The organism is Alloalcanivorax marinus (assembly GCF_016906305.1).
GTDB classification, from domain to species: domain Bacteria; phylum Pseudomonadota; class Gammaproteobacteria; order Pseudomonadales; family Alcanivoracaceae; genus Alloalcanivorax; species Alloalcanivorax marinus.
Genome location: NZ_JADDOL010000023.1, coordinates 15340 through 35220, shown reverse-complemented (window position 1 = coordinate 35220; position 19881 = coordinate 15340). Strand labels below are relative to the sequence as shown.

19 protein-coding genes are annotated in these 19881 nt (G+C 66.8%); 10 read left to right on the top strand and 9 right to left on the bottom strand.

Features of this window, described 5'->3' with window-relative positions:
* Positions 1-25 precede the first annotated feature (25 nt).
* The 4 genes from rpoZ (at position 26) to IM760_RS16070 (ending at position 4686) form a co-directional block, all read left to right on the top strand.
* A complete protein-coding gene (rpoZ, locus tag IM760_RS16085) occupies positions 26-289 on the top strand; it encodes a DNA-directed RNA polymerase subunit omega (protein WP_204431273.1) in 264 nt (87 codons plus the stop codon).
* 184 nt (positions 290-473) lie between these two features.
* Entirely contained in the window at positions 474-2591 is a 2118-nt protein-coding gene (spoT, locus tag IM760_RS16080) for a bifunctional GTP diphosphokinase/guanosine-3',5'-bis pyrophosphate 3'-pyrophosphohydrolase (RefSeq protein WP_204431272.1), read from the top strand.
* Positions 2592-2634: 43 nt separating this feature from the next.
* Positions 2635-3021, top strand: a complete 387-nt coding sequence (locus IM760_RS16075) for a RidA family protein (RefSeq protein ID WP_204431271.1) — start codon at positions 2635-2637, stop codon at positions 3019-3021.
* Positions 3022-3246: 225 nt separating this feature from the next.
* Positions 3247-4686 (top strand): alpha/beta hydrolase, encoded by a 1440-nt coding sequence (locus IM760_RS16070; protein WP_204431270.1) that lies wholly within the window; start codon positions 3247-3249, stop codon positions 4684-4686.
* A 70-nt stretch (positions 4687-4756) separates the two neighbouring features.
* Here IM760_RS16070 and IM760_RS16065 read toward each other — a convergent pair whose 3' ends face one another.
* From IM760_RS16065 to IM760_RS16055, 3 genes are all read right to left on the bottom strand, one after another.
* Entirely contained in the window at positions 4757-5869 is a 1113-nt protein-coding gene (locus IM760_RS16065) for a 5-(carboxyamino)imidazole ribonucleotide synthase (RefSeq protein ID WP_204431269.1), read from the bottom strand.
* Entirely contained in the window at positions 5866-6366 is a 501-nt protein-coding gene (gene purE, locus IM760_RS16060; protein ID WP_204431268.1) for a 5-(carboxyamino)imidazole ribonucleotide mutase, read from the bottom strand. Before purE ends, IM760_RS16065 begins: the two co-directional genes overlap by 4 nt.
* Before the next feature lie 117 nt (positions 6367-6483).
* A complete protein-coding gene (locus IM760_RS16055) occupies positions 6484-7320 on the bottom strand; it encodes an NAD-dependent epimerase/dehydratase family protein (protein WP_204431267.1) in 837 nt (278 codons plus the stop codon).
* A gap of 51 nt (positions 7321-7371) precedes the next feature.
* Here IM760_RS16055 and IM760_RS16050 point away from each other — a divergent pair, with 51 nt between their 5' ends.
* Together IM760_RS16050 and recG are read left to right on the top strand one after the other, a co-directional pair.
* On the top strand, positions 7372-8274 hold the full coding sequence (locus tag IM760_RS16050) for a hydrogen peroxide-inducible genes activator (protein ID WP_204431266.1): 903 nt from the start codon (positions 7372-7374) through the stop codon (positions 8272-8274).
* Positions 8275-8298: 24 nt separating this feature from the next.
* Positions 8299-10377 carry an ATP-dependent DNA helicase RecG gene (gene recG / locus IM760_RS16045; protein WP_204431265.1) on the top strand — a complete coding sequence of 693 codons (2079 nt, stop codon included), beginning with the start codon at positions 8299-8301 and terminating at the stop codon, positions 10375-10377.
* A gap of 4 nt (positions 10378-10381) precedes the next feature.
* On the opposite strand, the gene IM760_RS16040 is transcribed toward recG, so the two are convergent.
* Both IM760_RS16040 and IM760_RS16035 read right to left on the bottom strand, forming a co-directional pair.
* On the bottom strand, positions 10382-10858 hold the full coding sequence (locus IM760_RS16040; RefSeq protein WP_204431264.1) for a hypothetical protein: 477 nt from the start codon (positions 10856-10858) through the stop codon (positions 10382-10384).
* A 92-nt stretch (positions 10859-10950) separates the two neighbouring features.
* Entirely contained in the window at positions 10951-11949 is a 999-nt protein-coding gene (locus tag IM760_RS16035; RefSeq protein WP_204431263.1) for an AraC family transcriptional regulator ligand-binding domain-containing protein, read from the bottom strand.
* Positions 11950-12039: 90 nt separating this feature from the next.
* Between IM760_RS16035 and IM760_RS16030 the strand changes: the two genes are divergently transcribed.
* Both IM760_RS16030 and IM760_RS16025 read left to right on the top strand, forming a co-directional pair.
* The gene (locus IM760_RS16030; RefSeq protein WP_204431262.1) at positions 12040-13746 is read left to right on the top strand and encodes an alkyl sulfatase dimerization domain-containing protein; all 1707 of its coding nucleotides are present in this window, start codon (positions 12040-12042) and stop codon (positions 13744-13746) included.
* Between the two features lie 103 nt (positions 13747-13849).
* Entirely contained in the window at positions 13850-14719 is an 870-nt protein-coding gene (locus tag IM760_RS16025; protein WP_204431261.1) for a DUF3298 and DUF4163 domain-containing protein, read from the top strand.
* Positions 14720-14725: 6 nt separating this feature from the next.
* Here the strand turns inward: IM760_RS16025 and IM760_RS16020 are convergent, their stop codons facing one another.
* Positions 14726-15616, bottom strand: a complete 891-nt coding sequence (locus IM760_RS16020; protein ID WP_204431260.1) for a LysR family transcriptional regulator — start codon at positions 15614-15616, stop codon at positions 14726-14728.
* Positions 15617-15784: 168 nt separating this feature from the next.
* Between IM760_RS16020 and IM760_RS16015 the strand changes: the two genes are divergently transcribed.
* Both IM760_RS16015 and IM760_RS16010 read left to right on the top strand, forming a co-directional pair.
* Positions 15785-16561 carry a ferredoxin--NADP reductase gene (locus IM760_RS16015; RefSeq protein ID WP_204431259.1) on the top strand — a complete coding sequence of 259 codons (777 nt, stop codon included), beginning with the start codon at positions 15785-15787 and terminating at the stop codon, positions 16559-16561.
* Between the two features lie 132 nt (positions 16562-16693).
* Positions 16694-17287: a hypothetical protein gene (locus IM760_RS16010; RefSeq protein WP_204431258.1), complete on the top strand. Its 594-nt coding sequence runs from the start codon at positions 16694-16696 to the stop codon at positions 17285-17287.
* 30 nt (positions 17288-17317) lie between these two features.
* On the opposite strand, the gene IM760_RS16005 is transcribed toward IM760_RS16010, so the two are convergent.
* The 3 genes from IM760_RS16005 to prlC are packed head-to-tail and all read right to left on the bottom strand — an operon-like array spanning position 17318 to position 19855.
* Positions 17318-17593 carry a YrhK family protein gene (locus IM760_RS16005; RefSeq protein WP_204431257.1) on the bottom strand — a complete coding sequence of 92 codons (276 nt, stop codon included), beginning with the start codon at positions 17591-17593 and terminating at the stop codon, positions 17318-17320.
* A gap of 23 nt (positions 17594-17616) precedes the next feature.
* Positions 17617-17817, bottom strand: coding sequence for a YheV family putative metal-binding protein (locus IM760_RS16000; protein ID WP_204431256.1), 201 nt, complete (start codon positions 17815-17817; stop codon positions 17617-17619).
* 1 nt (position 17818) lies between these two features.
* On the bottom strand, positions 17819-19855 hold the full coding sequence (prlC, locus tag IM760_RS15995) for an oligopeptidase A (protein WP_204431255.1): 2037 nt from the start codon (positions 19853-19855) through the stop codon (positions 17819-17821).
* Positions 19856-19881 lie beyond the last annotated feature (26 nt).

The window sequence follows — 19881 nt, the reverse complement described above, 5'->3', positions numbered from 1 at the left end:
CCGCTCCCGCAACAGGAGAACCTCCATGGCCCGTGTAACCGTAGAAGACTGCCTGGAAAAACTGGACAACCGTTTCGAGCTGGTTCTGGTATCCAGCCGGCGCGCGCGCCAGCTGCAGACCGGCGGCAAGGAGCCGCGGGTGGCCTGGGAAAACGACAAGCCCACCGTGGTGGCGCTGCGCGAGATCGCCGAAGGCCACGTGACCGCCGAATCGGTGGAAAACCCGATGGCCGACCAGGGCGCCGAGGTGGACGATCTGGCGCTGCTGACCCAGTCGTTCGGCGAATAATCGCCGGCGCCGGCGCCGTTCGGACAAGCCCGCCCATCGAGGCGGGCTTTTTCGTGGTGGCCCCGCCGGTGAAATCCCTGCTTTATCAAGCACTCACGAGCCTCATCGTAGACAAATTGTCACGCCACTCCTAAGCTAGGAATCAACGTTAACCTTCAACGCCCTGGCGGCACGGCGAGGCCCCTTGCCCTCCATTCGTAACCTGGAAAAACGGCTGCGCAGCTACCTGACGGACGACCAGATCGCCCAGGTCACGCGCGCCTACCGTTTCGCCGAGCAGGCTCACCAGGGCCAGTACCGGCGTACCGGCGACCCCTACATCACCCATCCGCTGGCGGTGGCCAACATCCTGGTGGACATGCACATGGACTACGCCTCGCTGATGGCGGCCATGTTGCACGACGTGATCGAGGACACCGGCTACAGCAAGGAGCAGATCGCCGAGGAATTCAGCGAGGAGGTGGCCGAGCTGGTGGACGGCGTCTCCAAGATCGCCCAGATCAAGTTCGAGTCCAAGGCCGAGCAGCAGGCCGAGAACCTGCGCAAGATGATGCTGGCCATGACCCGCGACATCCGCGTGATTCTGGTGAAACTGGCCGACCGGCTCCACAACATGCGCACCCTGCATGTGATGAAGCCGGAGAAACGCCGCCGCATCGCCACCGAGACCCTGGAAATCTACGCCCCCATCGCCTTCCGGCTGGGCATGTACAACATGCGGGTGGAATACGAGGACCTGGCCTTCCACAACATTTACCCGATGCGCGCCCGGCGCATCGGCAAGGCGGTGCAGGCGGCCCGTGGTAACCGCAAGGAAATTCTCTCCTCGATCAAGGCGAGCATCGAGCACAGCCTCAGGGAGGAGGGCATCGAGGCGCGGGTGCTGGGCCGCGAGAAGCACCTCTACAGCATCTACCAGAAGATGAAGGAACAGCATAAGCCGTTCTCGGAAATCATGGACGTGTTCGGCTTCCGCATCATCGTCGACCGGGTGGACACCTGCTACCGGGCGCTGGGAGCGGTGCACAACCACTTCATTCCGATTCCCGGGCGCTTCAAGGACTACGTGGCGATTCCCAAGGCCAACGGCTACCAGTCGCTGCACACCACCCTGAAGGCCCACTCCGGCATTCCGCTGGAGATCCAGATCCGCACCGAGGAAATGGAGGCGATGGCCAACAACGGCATCGCCGCCCACTGGCTGTACAAGGCCAGCGACGACTCCGGCTCGCCCACCCACACCCGCGCCCAGTCCTGGATGCAGCGCCTGCTGGAAATCCAGCAGAAGGCGGGCAACTCCATGGAGTTCCTGGAAAACGTGAAGGTGGACCTGTTCCCGGACGAGGCCTACGTGTTCACGCCCAAGGGCGACATCAAGGAACTGCCCGCGGGCGCCACCCCGGTGGACTTCGCCTACGCGGTGCACACCAAGGTGGGCAACCGCTGCGTGGCGGCGCGCATCGACGGCAAGCTGGCGGCGCTCTCCACGCCGCTGGAGTCCGGCCAGACCGTGAAGATCATCACCGCCCCCAGCGCCACGCCGAACCCGGGCTGGCTCAACTTCGTGGTCACCGGCAAGGCACGCTCCAACATCCGCCATTTCCTCAAGCAGCAGCGCCGCGAGGACGCCGCCGAGCTGGGCCGCCGCCTGCTGGAAAAAGCCCTGAGCGGCTATGAGATGGAACTGAGCCGGCTGTCCGAGGCGACCCTGGCGGTGGAACTGGCGGACAACAACTACGCCAGCTTCGATGACCTGCTCGAGGACATCGGCATGGGCAACCGGTTGGCGCCGCTGGTGGCGCGCAAGCTGGCCGGCGCCCGCGAGGATGAAGAGGAAAGCCGCGACCGGGACCGCCGCCCGCTGGCCATCCGTGGCAGCGAAGGGCTGATGGTGACCTACGCCAAATGCTGCTATCCGCTGCCCGGCGACACCATCCTCGGCCATCTGAGCGCCGGCCGCGGCATCGTGGTGCACCGCGACACCTGCAAGAACCTGCTGGCGGAAATGCGCAGCGCCCCGGAAAAATGCATCTCGCTGGATTGGGATAAGGAAGTGGGCCAGGAATTCACCGCCGCCCTGCGCATCGAGCTGGTCAACAAGCGCGGCGTGCTGGCCACCCTGGCGAACAGCGTCTCCGAGCTGGGCTCCAACATCGACACCATCGACATGGCCGAGAAGGACCCCACGCTCTCGGTCATCAACGTCACCCTCACCGTCAAGGACCGCATTCATCTGGCCCGCATCATCAAACGTTTGCGTACGCTGGATAATGTTGTGAGGATTCACCGTATCAGCGCCTGAGCCCGCCGGGCCGGTGCCATTCATTCAGCAGGAAAGCACAATCATGTCCAATCGTTCCGTGATCAACACCGACCGGGCGCCCGCCGCCATCGGCACCTATTCCCAGGCCATCAAGGCCGGCGCCACCGTCTACCTGTCCGGGCAAATCCCCCTGGATCCGGCCACCATGACGCTGGTGGACGGCGACATGGAGGCCCAGATTCGTCAGGTTTTCGATAATCTCACCGCGGTCTGCGAAGCGGCCGGCGGCGGCCTCAAGGACATCGTCAAACTGAATATCTTCCTCACCGACCTGAGCCACTTCGCCCTGGTCAACGAGGTGATGGCCAGCTACCTGCAGGAGCCCTACCCGGCCCGCGCCGCCATCGGCGTGGCGGCCCTGCCGAAGGGCGCCGGCGTGGAAATGGACGGCATCATGGACATCGCCTGAGTCGGCCCCACGTCCGACCGGTTCACAAAAACGCCCCGCCCGGGGCGTTTTTATTTCGCACAGCGAAACACCCCGCCAAAAACGCATTTCTCCCCTTGACACCCTCTCCGACCGAGCCGGATATTAGCTCCACGCTTTGTGAAAACGCTATTTCGCAGAGCGGAATACCAGATAAGACAGCAAGAACAACCAACCCATAACGCCAAGAATAACGGGAGACTTATCGTGGATTTTCCATCCGGAATACGCACCCGATCCCTGCTCGCCGGCCTGCTGGCCGCCGGGCTGCTGACCGCCTGCGGCGGCGACAGCGACAACGACTACACCGAAAGCCCCTCCGAGCCCCAACGCCAGCAGGACAGCCGCACGTTCGCGGTGGACGAGGCGACCCTGCCGTTCGATGAGAGCGGTGTCACCGGCCACGCCAACGCCAGCCGCTGGTGGGGCGTGCGCCCCAGCGGCGCCGGCTACCGCATCGAGGTGCCGGAGACCTGGAACGGTCGGCTGGTGATGTACGCCCACGGCTACCGGGGCGAGGGCCAGGAACTGGCGGTGGGCAACCCGAGCATCCGTCAGCATCTGCTCGACGAGGGCTATGCCTGGGCCGCCTCCAGCTACTCCACCAACTACTACGATGTGCGCACCGGCGTGGAGGACACCAACGAGCTGGCGCTGGCGTTCAACGACATCGCCGAGGACAACGGCCGCGGCCTGGCCGCGCCGGACAGAATCTACATCATGGGCCACTCCATGGGCGGTCACGTCACCGCCGCGGCCATCGAGGAAGAGACCTATCAGACCGCCAACCACAAGGTGCAGTACAACGGCGCCGTGCCCATCTGTGGCGTGGTGGGCGACACCTATGAGTTCGAATATCTGACCCGCGCCACTTTGGCCGCACAGCACTTCGCCCACACCGTCGATCCCGCTGCCCCGCCCCTGGAAGCGTTTCCCGCCACCAATTTCGATGTGACCGCCATCAATGACGTGGTATGGACCACGGTGCCCCAGGGCGCGTCGTTGGGGGTGCTGACTGAAGAGGGCGAAAAACTCCAGGCGTTGTTCCGGCACCTCACCGGCGGCGAGCGCCCGCTGGCCGACCTCGGTTTCCGAACCGCCCTCTGGGGCACCGTGATGGGCACCGGTGGCCGCGACGGTACCGTCAACGGCATCCTCGCCCGCGATCTCAGCGGCAACGCCGGCGTGGAATATCAGTTCGATAACGATCCAGCGCTGACCAGCGAGGAACAGGCTTTCAATGACACCATCCTGCGTGTGGAGATGAACCCGGCGGCCAACGGCCCGCGCGGCGACGGCCTGCGCTGGATTCCGGTGATCAATGGCGAGTTCAGCGTGCCGGTGGTCAGCCTGCAGGGGCTTGGGGATCTGTACGTACCGTTCGAGCACGGCAAAATCTACCGCGAACGGGCGGAAGCCAATGGCAACGGCGATTGGCTGGTGCAGCGGGCCATCCGGTCCCTGTCTCATTGCGACTTCACGCTGGACGAGCAGGAAACCGCTTTCGACGACATGATCAGATGGGAACAGAATTCGATCCGGCCCGACGGCGACGACTTCCTGGACCCGGCCACGGTGGCCAACGACGACTTCGGTTGTCAGTTCAGCAGCGACCGCGCCGGTCTGCCGTCCTGTACCCCTCCGTAACCGGCGGGTTCCATCGACCGGAAACGAAAACGCCCCGCTGAGCGGGGCGTTTTTATTGGGCGGGATCGCTTCAGCCGCGATCCAGGTCCAGCTCCGAGTCCAGCACCTTCTCGAACCCCTCCGGCAGCACATCGGCCCAGGCGCGCAGGTCCTCGCGCAGCGTGTCCAGGGTCGGCGCGGTCAGATTGGCGTGGCCCACCTTACGACCCGGGCGCACCGACTTGCCGTACCAGTGCATCACGCCGGGATGCTGCAGCCAGGCCTGATCAAAGGGCGTGCCGATCAGGTTCACCATGGCGGTGGGGCCGTGCACGTTGAGCGAGTGCAGAGGCACGCCCGCCAGGGCGTGCACGTGCAGGTCGAACTGCGACCAGTCGGCGCCCTCGTGGGTCCAGTGGCCGGAGTTGTGCACCCGCGGGGCGATCTCGTTGACCAGCAGCTCGCCGTCCTGCTCGAAGAACTCCACCGCCATCACGCCGGCGAAGTCCAGTTCTTCCATGATGCGGCGCAGGGTGTTCTCGGCGTGGGGCTGCAGCGCGGCGCTGGCATTGGCCGGCGCCAGGCTCAGGCGCAGGATGCCGTCCACGTGCCAGTTGCGGGTCAGCGGGTAGAACAGGGTCTCGCCGGACAGCGCCCGGGCGCCGACGATGGACAGCTCGCGGCGGAACGGAATCTTCTTCTCGACGATGGCGCGACCGGCCAGCTCGTCGACGGGCACCGCGCCCAGGTCGCCACCTTCGCCGACGATCCAGGTGCCCCGGCCGTCGTAGCCGCCGCTGCGTGCCTTGACCACCACGCCGCCGAAGTCCGCCACCGCCGCCGCCAGGTCGTCGGCCCGGTCCAGCAGGCGCCAGGGCGCGGTGGGGATGCCCAGACGGTCGAGCATGGATTTCTGGTCGAAGCGGTCGGGGATGGTGGCCAGGGCGCCGCGCGCCACGCAGCGGTCACTGGCCGCCAGTTGCGCGGACAGGCCGGTGTCCGGAAAGGCCTCCCGCTCCACGGTGATCACCGGGTAGCGCTCCAGGCATTCTTCCCAGGTGATCGGTACCGCCAGATCGGAGGTGCCGGGCAACAATACCGCCCGTTCCGGGTCGTAGCGATCCACCACCAGACCGAGCCGGGCCGCCGCTTCCGCCATCATCAGGCCGAGCTGGCCGCCGCCGAGCACCAGCACCCGGTTCATTCGAAGCTTTCCTGGCCCAGCTGGGCGTTCGCCAGCACCTCGTCGGCGCGGGAGGCTTTCCAGTCGGCGATGCGCTTGAGCAGGTCCGGGTCCCGGGTGGCCAGCATCTGCGCGGCCAGCAGGCCCGCGTTCCAGGCCCCGGAGGCGCCGATGGCCAGGGTGCCCACGGCCACGCCCTTGGGCATCTGCACGATGGACAGCAGGCTGTCCAGGCCGGACAGGGCGCGGCTTTTCACCGGCACGCCCAGCACCGGCAGCGGCGTCAGGGACGCGATCATGCCGGGCAGGTGAGCGGCGCCGCCGGCGCCGGCGACGATGATCTGGTAGCCCTCGTCCACCGCCTGCTCGGCGAATTCCACCAGCCGTTTCGGCGTGCGGTGGGCGGACACCACCTCGGCCTTCCAGCCCACGCCGAACTGGCTGAGGGCGTCACAGGCTTCCTTCATGGTCTCCCAATCGGACTGGGACCCCATTACCACGGCTACCGGTATCGTCATCGCTTGATTCTCCACTTGGGCGGTCGCCCCGTTCTGAAAGGCGCACACTGTACCGATTCCAGGGCTGGGCACAAGGGCGTAAAGATACCGCAGCGCGCCCTCCAGGCCCAGGACCGGTCACCCCGCCCGGCGCTCCGCCAGCACCGTTTCGTAGCCCGCCCGATAATCGCCGTAGCGCGGGTTGTAACCGCCCTCGGCGATAAAGCGGCTGTGGATACGCTTGCCGGTGGGGGCCGCATCCGGCACCGCCAGCGATAACCCCATGCGTTCCGCCAGCCAGGCGTACACCTCCAGATTGCTGGCCGGATGGTTGTCGGTGCCCACCACCAGCGGCGGCATCGTCTCCCCGGCCAGCCAGCGCGTCGCCAGGGCGTGCAGCAGGCCGACGCAGTCGTCCCGGTGCATGCGGTTGCTCCAGGCGGCCTCCGGCAGCGCCTCCTCACCGCGCGCCAGCTTTTCCACCTTGCTCAGCAAACGATGCCGCCCGGGCCCGTAAATCCCGGAGAAGCGCACCGCCGTGGCCAGGCCCCGGGCGCTGATTTCCTCTTCCGCCGCCAGCACCACCTTGCCGTTGTAGCGGCTCGGGCGGGGCGGGGTGGCCTCGTCCACGTCGCCGTCCTGGTCGCCGAACACCGCGGTGCTCGACACGAACAGCACCGGCGGTAGCGGCTGCCGCGCCGCCAGCCCATCGAGCAGGTTCAGCGGCGCCCGCACATAGGCTTGCAGGTAGCCTTCCTCGTCGTAGCGCGACGGCGTCATGATCACCACCACCAGATCCACCGGGTCCGGCGGCAGGCGCGCCGCGCCGTCGAGCAGGTCCTGGCTGTACAGATCGACCCCGGCGGGGGCGGTGTGGCCGCGGCGAATGCCGCTGATGCGGTGGCCGTCGGCGCCCAGCCGCGCGGCCAGGCCGGTGCCCAGGTCACCGAGACCGGCAATCAGAATATGGCTCATTGGGTATCAGTCCGGCAGAATGGTGCATCATCGAAAAAACTTCTGACGCTTATGACCCTAACAGAACTTCGCTATCTGGTCGCTCTCGCCCGTGAACGCCATTTCGGGCACGCCGCCCAGGTTTGCAACGTGAGCCAGCCGACGCTCAGCGCGGCGATCAAGAAACTGGAAGAGCAGCTCGGCATGCCGCTGTTCGAGCGACGCCCCCGGGAGGTGGTGGTCACGCCCCAGGCCGAGCCCATCGTCGCCCAGGCCCAGCGCGTGCTGGAGCAGGCCGACCTGCTGGAGCAGATGGCCATGAGCCAGCGCGACCAGCTCGGCTCGCCGCTGCGGGTGGGCGCCATCTTCACCGTGGCCCCCTACCTGTTCCCGACCATGGTGCCGCGGGTGCGCGCGGAAGCGCCGGAGATGCCGCTGTTCATCGAGGAGAACTACACCCACGTGCTGCGCGGCAAGCTCGACCGGGGTGAGCTGGACGCCATCATCGTGGCGCTGCCGTTCTCCGGCGGCGGCCTGGTGCGCGCCAAAATGTACGAGGAATCCTTCTCGGTGCTGCTGCCCGGCGACCACCCCTGGACCAAACAGAAGCACATCCGCCCGGAGCAGCTGCTGGAAGAAACCCTGCTGCTGCTCGGCGAGGGCCACTGCTTCCGCGATCAGGTGCTGGAGCTGTGCCCGGCCATCGATTCCGAGCGGCAACGCAACCTGGTGCAGATCGAGGGCGGCTCCCTGGAGACCCTGCGGCACATGGTGGCCTCCGGCCTGGGCATCACGGTGCTGCCGGACTCCGCCCTGCACCAACACGGCTACGACAAATCCACCTTCGCGGTGCGCCCGTTCGCGCCGCCGGTGCCGTCGCGCACCATCGCCCTGGTGTGGCGCGACAGCTTCCCGCGGCCGAAGGCCATCGAAGTTCTGCGCCACTCGGTGCCCCGTGAAGGGTTGGCGGCCTGATCCGATCCTGATGAGCGCCACGGTATGAGCCGGCCCGACGCGCCGGAACGCATCGACATCACCCGCCTCAAGGGGGTCGGCCCCCGGGCGGCGGAGCGGCTCGCCAAACTGGGCCTGCACACCCTGGAAGACGTGCTCTTCCACCTGCCGTTCCGCTACGAGGACCGCACCCGCATCACCCCCATCGGCGGCCTGCGCCCGGAACAGGGGGTGGTGATCGAGGGCGAGGTACTGGCCGCGGACGTGGTGTTCGGCAAGCGCCGCTCGCTGCTGTGCAAGGTGGGCGACGGCACCGGTCTGGTGGTGCTGCGCTTCTACCATTTCAGCGCCGCCCAGAAGAACGCCCTGGAGAAGGGCCGGGCGATTCGCGTCTACGGCGAGCCCCGGCCCGGCGCCGCCGGCCTGGAGTTCTACCACCCGGAATACCAGACCGGCCCGGATCTGCCGCCGCTGGAAAAATCCCTGACCCCGGTCTACCCCACCACCGACGGCGTCAGCCAGAAGCTGCTGCGCAATCTGGCCGGCCAGGCCCTGCAATGGCTGCGCACCCACGAGCCGGAGGAACTGATCCCCGCCAGCCTGCTGGACCGGAGCGGCCTGCCCGGTCTGGCGGAAGCGCTCAGCAAGCTCCACCACCCGCAGCCCGACGATCCGGTGGATCTGCTGCTGGACGGCAACCATCCGGCGGTGAAACGGCTGGTGATGGAGGAAATGGTGGCCCACCAGCTCGGCATGCTGGCCAAACGGGCCGGCCAGAAGGCCCTGGAAGCCCCCACCCTGCAAGGGGAACGGCTCACCGGCCAGTTGCTGAAGAGCCTGCCGTTCGCGCTCACCGGCGCCCAACAGCGGGTGATCGGCGAAATCCGCGCCGACCTGCGCCGCCGCCACCCCATGCTGCGCCTGATCCAGGGCGACGTGGGTTCCGGCAAAACCCTGGTGGCCGCCGCCGCCGCCCTGGTCGCCATGGAGTCCGGCTATCAGGTGGCGCTGATGGCGCCCACCGAACTGCTCGCCGAGCAGCACCTGAACAATTTCCGCCAATGGTTGGCGCCCCTGGGCATCCAGGTGCAGTGGCTGGCGGGCAGCGTCGGCGTCAAGGCCCGGCGCGAGACCCTGGCGGCCCTGGCCGACGGCGGCGGCGCCCTGGTGGTGGGCACCCATGCCCTGTTCCAGGAGGCGGTGGCGTTCCAGCGCCTGGGCCTGATCATCATCGACGAGCAGCACCGCTTCGGCGTGCAGCAACGCCTGGCGTTACGGGAGAAGGGCCGCTTCGGCAATCAGGTGCCGCACCAGCTGACGCTCACCGCCACGCCGATTCCGCGCACCCTGGCGATGAGCGTCTACGGCGATCTGGACACCTCGGTGATCGACGAGATGCCACCGGGGCGCAAGCCGATCCAGACCCTGGCGCTGCCCACCTCGCGCCGCGACGACGTGGTGGCGCGCATCCGCGCCGCCTGCCTGGAGGGCACCCAGGCCTATTGGGTGTGCACCCTGATCGAGGAATCCGACGAGCTGCAGGCCCAGGCCGCCGAGGCCACCTTCGAGACCCTGCGCGAGGCGCTGCCGGAACTGACCGTGGAGCTGGTGCACGGACGCATGAAGGCAAAGGAAAAGCAGGAACGGATGGGGCGCTTCTCCCGGGGCGAGGCGCAGCTGCTGGTGGCCACCACGGTGATTGAGGTGGGCGTGGACGTGCCCAACGCCACCCTGATGGTGATGGAAAACGCGGAACGGCTGGGGCTGGCGCAGTTACACCAGCTGCGCGGCCGGGTGGGCCGGGGCGGCGCGCAGAGCTACTGCCTGCTGCTCTACCAGACGCCGCTGTCACAGACCGCCAAGAAGCGGCTGGCGGTGATGCGCGACACCAGCGACGGCTTCGTGATCGCCGAGGAGGATCTGAAGCTGCGCGGGCCCGGCGAATGGCTGGGTACCCGCCAGACCGGGGATCTGGCGTTCCGCATCGCCGATCTGGTCCGCGACGAGGCGTTGATGGCGCCGGCGCGGCAGGTGGCCGCCGAGCTGCTGGCGCACCATCCGCATCAGGTGGAGCGGCTACTGCGGCGCTGGCTGCGCGGCGGCGAGGATTTCGCCGACGTCTGAGCGGTCAGTCGGCGGCTTTCGGCTGGGGCGCGGTCAGTTCCGCCCAGGCGTCCTTGGTCTCTTCCCAGGCACCGCCAAAACGGGCCTTGGCCACTTCCCAATTATCCGCTGAAGCGGCTTTCAGTTCCTGGTATTGCTCGCCCAGGTCCTGGCGCTTGTCCTTCATGTCGGCGAGCGCTTCCTGCTTCTGCAGGCGGGCTTCCTGGGACATGTCCTGCCAGTTTTCGTCGATATTGGCGCGGGCCTGGTCGATGTCTTCATCCAACGCGGTCATCGCCTGGCTCAGGGCGGCCAACGCCTGATCCTTCTGTTCGGCGGAAAACTGCTTGATGGCTTCCCAGGTATCGCGCATCTGGGTCTGAACGTTTTCCTGCTCGGGCTGCTTCACATTGGGCACGCCTTCGGTGGCGTCCTGCGCCCAGCTGCTGGCGGTGGTGGCCATCATCAGGGCCGCGGCAAGAAGAAGGGACGGTCGTCGCATCGGTTCACTCCGAGAATTAGGCACTAACACTCCTCTATTATTGATTGACCCGTCCTATATGGGTGCAAAACACTGAAAAACAAGGGGTTAGTTCAACGATCTTGTCGGAAACGGTCGGGACTCACGCCATACCAGCGTTTGAAGGCCTTGCCGAAATTGCTGGCATCGGAGAAGCCGAGCCGCCGCGCCACTTCGCCCACCGGCAGGCCGTCGCGGCGCAGCAAGGCGGCGGCCTGCTCCGCCCGTTGCTCCTCGATCAGCTTGCGATAGCCGCTGCCGGCGTCCGCCAGATGACGGCGCAGTGAGCGCTCGCTGAGATTCACGGAGGCGGCCAGTTCGGCCAGGGAGGGCGGGTTGTCCGCGCGCAGCCGCAGCAGCCCGCGCAGGGTGCGGATCAGCGGCGGCGCCCGGTCCAGTTCCGCCAGGGCCTGCTCCGCCAGTTGCTCGTGCTGGCGGCACAGCGCCGCGTCGCCCAGAGGCAGCGGATCACGCAGGCCACCGGCATCGTGCCAGATCACATTGCGCTCGGCGCCGAAACGCACTTCCACGCCCAGGCGCTCCCGCCACAGGGTGGCCGCCGGGGGCCGCGGGCGGCTGAGTTCGATATCGCGGACCACGCCAGGGCGCGCCACCCGCTGCAGATGCTTCACGTGCACGGCGACAAAGGCGTCCAGGGCGCAGGCGTGCACCGGCTCGCCGGGCAGGGCCTGGATCGCCAGGCCCTCGGCGCCGGGCCGGTGCAGCCGGGACACCGTGACGCTGGTGGAAATCAGCGCCTGGAATCGCACCACCAGATCCAGCACCCGGTCCAGGCTCGGGGCGGTCTGCACCAGCAGGCCCAGCAGCCGCAGGTGCATGGGCTGCGCCACCTGGCCCACGCGCAGGCCGATGGCCGGGTCGCCACTGAGCCGCTCCGCCGCCGTCCACAGCCGGCTCATGGCGTCCACCGGCACCCGACCGCCGGGTTCGGTGCCGAGCAGGGCCGGCTCCAGGCCGGCGGCCTCCAGCAGCGCCGCCGCCGACACGCCGCCACGCTCCAGGGTGCCTACCAGCGCCAGCGGCCAGGCGGCCACGGTGGTGGCGGTGGTCACCGGCCACCACCCGCTGGCCGTTTGCCACCTTGGTGTGGCCCGGGCACGGGGCTAGCCTGCTGCCAGGCATTCCAATAAGGACAAGATTCCATGCGATACCTGTTTCTTTTAATGACGCTGGCGCTGGCCGCCTGCGGCGACGACGAGACCACCATCGCCGCCCCCGAAGCCCCCGCTCCGGACGCCCTGAAAGCGCACACCCAGGTGTTCAAGCAAGGCGTGGTGGAAGTCACCGACGGCGTGTATGTGGCGATCGGCTACGGCCTGGCGAACTCCATTATGCTGGAAGGGGACGACGGCATCATCATCGTCGACACCATGGAAACGGTGGCGGAAGGGCGCCGGGTGCTGGCGGAATTCCGCGAGATCACCGACAAGCCGATCAAGGCGCTGATCTACACCCACAACCACGCCGACCATGTGTTCGGGGCCCGTGCCTTCGCCGCCCCCGGCGAGGTGCCGGTGTACGCCCACGAAAGCACCGGCTACTACATCAACCGGGTGGTCAACCAGATCCGCCCGATCATCACCGCCCGCTCCATGCGCATGTTCGGCCACCATCTGCCGGAAGGGGAGCTGATCAACGACGGCATCGGTCCGTTCCTGGGGGTCGCCGAGGACAGCGAGCTGTTCGCGCTGCCGCCGGACCATACCGTGGATGAGCGGCTGGAAGTGACCATCGCCGGCCTGCGCCTGCAACTGGTGCACGCCCCGGGGGAGACCAACGACCAGCTGTTCGTGTGGCTGCCGGACAAGAAAGTGGTGCTGTCCGGCGACAACATCTATCAGGCGTTCCCGAACCTGTACACCATTCGCGGCACCCCTTACCGGGACACCGGCCAATGGGTGGCCAGCCTCGACAGGATTCGCGCCCTGGGCGCCGAATACCTGGTGCCCAGCCATACCCGGCCGCTCACCGGCGCCGACACCATCGAAGACACGCTGACCGCCTACCGGGACGCCATCCAGTACGTGCACGACCAGACCCTGCGCTACATGAACAAAGGCTACACGCCGGACCAGATCGTCGAGCGGGTGCACCTGCCGCCGCATCTGGCCGAGCACCCCTGGCTGCAACCGTTCTATGGCAAGGTCAGCTGGTCGATCCGTTCCGTGTTCGACGGTTACCTGGGCTGGTTCGACGGCAACCCGAGCACCCTGCAACCCCTGCCCGAAGGTGAGCGGGCCCGTCATATGGCGGACCTGGCCGGCGGCGATGCCGCCCTGCTGGACAAGGCCCGCGAGGCGCTGGAGCAGGGCGACGCCCAGTGGGCCCTGAGCCTGAGTGACGATCTCGCGGTGCTGCGCCCGGACGACGATCAGGTGGCCGACCTGCGCGCCGCCGCCCTGCGCCGGCTGGCCGAGGGCGAGGCCAACCCCAACGCCCGCAACTATTATTTCACCGTGGCCCGGGAGGCCGCCGACGGCCTCAAGCCCGGTTTCCGCGCCCCCCCGCCGGACGGCTTTCTGGCGACGCTGCCCATCGACAACTTCCTGCACGCCATGCCCGCCTTCCTGAAGGCCGAGGAGACCCTGGACGCGGAGGAGAAGCTGGGCTTCGAGTTCAGCGATTCCGGCCGTGCCTTCACCCTGGCGATCCGCCACGGCGTGGCGGTGGTGCACGAGGGCCTGGACGACGACACCGCGGCGGTGCTGGTCACCCGCGAGCCGGTCTGGAAGCAGATCGCCGCCGGCCAGCGCAATCCGGCCATGGCGTTGGCCGGCAGCGATCTGGATATCCGTGGCGGCAAGGTCGCGGCGCTGCGCATTCTCGGCTACTTCGAAAAAATGGACTGAGGGCGGCCGAACTTGCCCGATGGCGGGCAATCAAGGCATGCTCCCGAACCATGGCGCGGCTCGCCCGCGCCGCTTTTTTCGATGGAACCGACGGGAACCCGCCATGATGCGCCGCTCCGGGCAATCGCCCCTTCTGATCGCCTCCGCCCTGGCCCTGGCCTTGTCCCTGGCCGCCTGCGACAACAGCACCGATACGCCGCCCAAGGAGGAAGCCGGCCCGGCCACGGACGGCGGGCAGCCCGCCAAATCCGATGACACCGGCGACAGCGGCGAACAGTCGGCCCGACCGGTGCCGGCCAAGCTGACCCACCAAATGGAAACCCTGGAACGGCGTCCGCAAGGCTGTGACGGGGACGATTGCCCGGTGTTCGAAGTGCATCTGCAGGTTTACGACGGGCAACCGGCATTGAACGCCGCCGTACGCCGGCAACTGACCGGCCAGCTGGTGGTGACCGGCGAGAACCCGACCACCCCGGACAGCCTGGAGGCCGCCGCCGACCAGTTCCTGGCCACCGCCGCCGGCGTCGCCGCCGAAGGCAGCCACGGTTGGGAACTGTCCGGCGACACCAAGCAGATCGGCCGCTGGCACGACCTGGTTACCGTGGCCATCAACAGCTACGAATTCACCGGCGGCGCCCACGGCATGCCGATCACTCAATGGCTGAACTGGGATCTGGCGGAGAACCACGCCGTGCCCCTGGGCCGGCTGATCGCATCCGGCCAGGAGGAGGCGTTCTGGAACGCCGCCGAGCAGGCCCACGCCCGCTGGGTGGAGAAAGAGGCGCCGTCCGACGATGGCTTCCGGGAAGACTGGCCGTTCCAGCAGACCGATTCCTACCGGCTCACCCGGGACGGGGTGGTGCTGCATTATGACGTTTACAGCATCGCGCCCTATGCCATGGGCCAGCCGCAGCTGACGGTGCCCTGGAGCGCTCTGGACGGCGTGATCCGGCCGTCCTATCGGCCGTATTGATTCTCCTCAGCCTGGCGCGGTGGACGCCCGGCACAGCTCCAGCCAGCGCTCCACCCCCGGGCTGCGGTACTTCTCCCGGTGCAGCACGAAATAGAACGCGCGGCTGAAGTCCCGCCCTGGCACCGGCAGCGGCACCAGGGAACCACGCCGGAACGCCTCGCGCAGGGACACCCGTGACAGGCAACTGATGCCGAGCCCGGTTTCCACCGCGCGCTTGATCGCCTCGGTGTGTTCCAGCTCCAGCAGCAGGTGCAGATCCGGCAGAATGCCGTGCATGCCGCGCTCGAAGGTCTGGCGGGTGCCGGAGCCGGGCTCGCGCACGATCCAGGTGGCGGCCTTGAGGTCGTCATCGTCGAGGCGCTCGCGTCCGGCCAGCGGATGGTCCGGCGCGCAGAACACCACCAGCTCGTCGTCCCGCCAGGGCAGCAGATCCAGGTCCCGGTGATTGATTTCACCCTCGATCAGACCCAGATCAAGGTCGAAGCCCAACACCCGGTCAACAATGTTGCGGGTGTTGGCCACTTCCAGCTGCACGCGGGCACCGGGCTGCTCGGCCATATAGCGGGCCATGATGCTGACCGCCAGGTAGTTGCCGATGGTGAGGGTCGCCCCCACCTTGAGCTGACCCAGTTCCTGGTGGGCCAGCAGGCCGGCCTCCAGGTCCCGGGCCTGGGCCAGCAACGCCTCGGCCCGGGGCCAGAGCTGACGGCCCAGTTCGTTGAGGCGCAGCCGCTTGCCGGCGCGTTCGAACAGCTTCACCTCGAACTGGGATTCCAGCTCCTTGAGCGCCCCGGAGGCGGCGGACTGGGACATGCTGAGATGGGCGGCGGCGCGGCTCACGTTTTCGAAATGGGCGGTGGCCAGAAAGACTTCCAACTGCCTCAGGGTGTAGCGCATGGCGGCGATCCCGTGTATATATGCGCCCGCGGCGCACAAATGCGAACTATTAGCGTTTATATATCGGCAACGTCGATATCAAATATCGGAATTACCCATTTTACCGATATCGGAAAAGTGGTTACATTCTCACCAACTGAAGATTTGGGAATAAAAGCGCATTAGCTTATGTCAAATTTGAATACCGAAACCGTCACCAGCGTGCACCATTGGAACGACACGCTGTTCAGCTTCACCACCAGTCGGGACCCGGGTTTCCGCTTCAAGAACGGTCATTTCACCATGATCGGCCTGGAGCAGGAGGGTGGCCGGCCGCTGCTGCGCGCCTATTCCATCGCCAGCGCCAATTACGAGGAAGAGCTGGAGTTCTTCAGCATCAAGGTGCCGGACGGCCCGCTCACCTCCCAGCTGCAGAAAATTCAGCCCGGCGACAAGATTTACGTGAGCCGCAAGCCCACCGGCACCCTGGTGGCGGATCATCTGCGCCCCGGCAAGCGCCTGTGGCTGCTGTCCACCGGCACCGGCCTGGCGCCGTTCATGAGCATCATCAAGGACCCGGAAATCTACGACCAGTTCGACCAGGTGATTCTCACCCACGGGGTGCGCTACACCTCCGAGCTGGCCTACCGGGAAATCATCGAGAACGAACTGCCGAACAATGAATTCTTCGGCGAGTACGTGCGCAACCAGCTGCTGTACTACCCCACCGTGACCCGGGAGCCGTACCGCAACAAGGGCCGCCTGACCGACCTGATGACCTCCGGCAAGATCTTCGAGGATCTGAACCTGCCGACCCCGAATCTGGACGAAGACCGCTTCATGCTGTGCGGCAGCCCGGCCATGCTCAAGGATCTCACCGACATTCTGGACGGTTGGGGCTTCCGTGAGTCCCGCGGCGGCCACGCCCACGAATACGTGATCGAGCGCGCTTTCGTCGAGAAATAAGCCCGCGCTGAATCTTCAGTACCTGCCCCGCCGCCCGGCGGGGCTTTTTTTTGGTTCATCGCGCTCTCGCCTGACAGCGGCGGCGCGCCCCGGTATGGTCCTGCGCATAAACCTTCAAGGAGCTTGACCGGTATGTCCGCAGTGTTTGGTAATTTTCTGGCTGTCTTTCCGCTGATCGTACCCGCTCTGATCGGCATCGTTCTGGGCTGCGCGTTTCTGTCCCGCTACCGCAAACCGGCGATCATGGTGATCATCGCCAGCGCCCTGATGCTGCTCCAGGGGGCCTTCATGATGCTGGCCAACATGTTCCTGGTGCGTCTGGCCAGCGACGGCGTGATCACCTGGGAGACCTACAGCCTGATCGCTTCAGCGGTGCACTTCATACTGGGGCTGAGCGCTTCCGCGCTGTTGCTGACGGCGGCATTCGCCGGACGGGCCGCCCCGGTCGTGGAGGTGGCGCCCGATGCCCGCCCTCACCGGGGCGCGCCGATTCTGGTCATGGGGATACTGTCGGTGGCGATTTTCGCGCCCCTGGGGGTGATCGCCATGGTGCTGGGGATTCGCGATCTGGCGGCCATGGACGCCGGCGCCATGGACCCGCGGGGCCGCCCGCAAACCACCGCCGGCATGGTACTGGGCATCATCGCCATCGTGCTGATGGTGCTGGCGCTGATCAGCGCCGCCCTGCTTCTTTACAGCCTGTCCGCGACCAGTTGGATGCCCTGAAGCGGACGCCACCGGCGACCGGGAACGGCGCTAACGTTCCCAGTCGCTTTCCGGCACGCGCTGCAGGTGAATATGGCTGAGCAATCGAAGGGTGGGCCGGATCAGGAACTGGAAACTGCCGATGATGAACAGCCAGGCCGCCGGCTCCGCCAGGCTGGGATACAGAAACAGAATGCTGCCCACCAGAAACCAGATGGCGATCAGAAAGTCGTTGATGATGCTCAGCGTCTCGTAACGCCGCCGGATCACCAACTCCTCGTGCCCCATATGCAGCGTCAAGGGGTCATCGGCTCGACGATGTGCCATCCTTCCTCCCTTCTCCCATCGTGTCAGCGTGATTTGGGCCCTCGCAGAGCGACCGGTTGTTCATTGGCGCCGACGGCGGCGGGCTGCTGGTCCAGATCGCGGACCATGCCGCAGGCAACGCACTCCATCCAGATGCGTTCGCCGTCCAGGCAGCGCTGGACCCGATCAAGGGCGCCGCAGGACGGGCAGGCGGCGCCGGCGATGAATTGACGCTTTACCGCCATATCAGGCTCCGATACCGCTGTGCCGCAGCAGCGGCTCCACGCTCGGCTCGCGGCCACGGAACGCCACGAACAGTTCCATGGGCTCCTGGCTGCCGCCCTGGGCCAGGATTTTCTCGCGGAAATCCCGACCGGTGTCGGCGTTGAACGGGCCCTCTTCCTCGAAGCGGGAATAGGCGTCGCAGGACAGTACCTCCGCCCATTTGTAGCTGTAATAGCCCGCCGCGTAGCCGCCGGCGAAGATGTGCGCGAAGCCGTTCTGGAAGCGGTTGAAGGCCGGCGGCCGCACCACCGATACCTCCTCGCGCACTTCGTCGAGCACCTTCTGGATGCTCATGCCATCTTGGTATTCGGCGTGCAGACGCATGTCGAACAGGGAAAATTCCAGCTGCCGCATCATGCCCATGGCGCTCTGAAAATTCTTGGCGGCGAGCATCTTTTCCAGCATCGCCTTGGGCAGCGGCTCGCCGGTTTCATAGTGGCCGGAGATCAGCGCCAGCCCTTCCTCGGTCCAGCACCAGTTTTCCAGAAACTGGCTGGGCAGCTCCACCGCGTCCCAGGCCACGCCGTTGATGCCGGAAATCCCGGGCACGTCCTGTTCGGTGAGCATATGGTGCAGACCGTGGCCGAACTCGTGGAACAGCGTGACCACCTCGTCGTGGGTCAGCAGCCCCGGCTTGCCGCCGGCCGGCGGCGCGAAGTTGCAGGTCAGGTAGGCCACCGGCGTTTGCAGGGAGCCGTCCAGACGACGGCGGCGGATGCGGGCATCGTCCATCCAGGCGCCGCCCCGCTTGCCGGTGCGCGCGTACATATCCAGGTAGAAGGCGGCGCGCACGGTGCCGTCGTCGTCCACCAGCTCGTAGAAGCGCACGTCCGGGTGCCAGGTGTCCACGTCCTCCCGGGGCCGGAAGCGGATGCCGAACAGCTTGCCCACCACCTGGAACATGCCGTCGATGACGGTCTCCGCCGGGAACCAGGGGCGCAGGGCCTCCTCGGACAGGTCGTAGCGGGCTTCGCGCAGCCGTTCGCTCCAGAAGCCCAGATCCCAGGGTTGCAACTCATCGGCGCCCTGTTCGGCGGCAAACGCCTTCAGGTCCGCCAGCTCCTGTTCCGCCTGGGGTTTGGCGCGGCGCGCCAGGTCGTGCAGGAAGGTCATCACCTCGTCCACGTCCCGGGCCATCTTGGTGGCCAGGGATTCCTCGGCGTAATTGGCGAACCCGAGCAGGCTGGCCTGGGCATGGCGCAGTTTGAGAATCTCGTCCATGACCCCGGCGTTGTCGTATTCGCCGGCCTGGGGCCCCTGGTCGGAGGCCCGGGTGGTGAAGGCGCGGTACATTTCCTCGCGCAGGGCGCGGTTGCGCGCATGGCTCATCACGGCGATAAACACCGGTACGTCCAGGGTCAGCAGCCAGCCCTGTTCATGGCCCTCGGCCCGGGCCCGGTCGGCGGTGCCGGCCAGGGCGGTTTCCGGCAGGCCGTCCAGTTCGGCTTCGTCGGTGACCAGCTTGCTCCAGGCCTGGGTGGCGTCGAGCAGGTTGTTCTCGAAGCGGGTGGTCAGCTCGGAGAGCCGCTTGGCGTTCTCCATGTACTGCTTTTTCTGCTCGCCGGACAGCGCCACGCCGGAGAGGCGGAAATCACGCAGGGTATTGTCGATGTCCTTGCGCCGGGCCGGGCTGAGCTGCTGGAATTCGTCGCTGTCGCGCAGCGCCTGATAGGCGGCGAACAGCGCTTCGTTCTGGCCCACCTCGGTGCCGTATTCACTGAGCAGCGGCAGGCAGGCGTTGTAGGCCTCGCGCAGGGCCTCGTTCTGGGCCACCGCGTTGAGGTGGCCCACCGGACCGAACGCCTTGCCGAGGCGGTCGTCTTCCTCGGCCAGGGTCTGCTCCAGGGCGCGGTAGCTGAAGTCGCCCTTGGCCAGCACCTCGCGGATGCGTTCGCGACCGGCGGCCACCAGCGCGTCCACCGCCGGCTGCACGTGCTCGGGGCGGATGTCGGAAAACGGCGGCAGATCCGGATAATCGATCAGCGGATTGTGGCTCATGGGACCTCTCGGTATAAACGGGCGGT